Annotated in this window: 1 protein-coding gene; it reads right to left on the bottom strand. The window is 53.4% G+C overall.

The genetic code is table 11. The annotated features are described in order from the left end of the window. On the bottom strand, positions 1 to 147 hold a 147-nt coding region (locus BGK49_RS28215; protein WP_141011594.1), incomplete at its 3' end, for a transposase. Positions 148 to 247: the final 100 nt, after the last annotated feature.

Raw genomic sequence — 247 nt, forward strand, 5'->3', positions numbered from 1 at the left:
TGCACCGGAACATAACACCCAGAACATGCCATTGATGATTTTACGGTGCTCAGCCCATGGGCGTCCGGCCCGTGGTGTGGCGGGTTCAGGAGGTAACAGAGGCTTGATGATGGTCCATGCCTCATCGGGAAGGTCGTAGCGAGCCATAGTTCACGTATAGGAAATTGAAAAACCAGACGATACCGCTGTCCACGCCTTATGCCACGTGAGCTTTTCTGCTTTTCCCTCCACTCCGGTGTTTTCTCTC

Origin of the sequence: Shigella sp. FC1544 (assembly GCF_001722145.1) — a bacterium.
Classification (GTDB): domain Bacteria; phylum Pseudomonadota; class Gammaproteobacteria; order Enterobacterales; family Enterobacteriaceae; genus Escherichia; species Escherichia coli.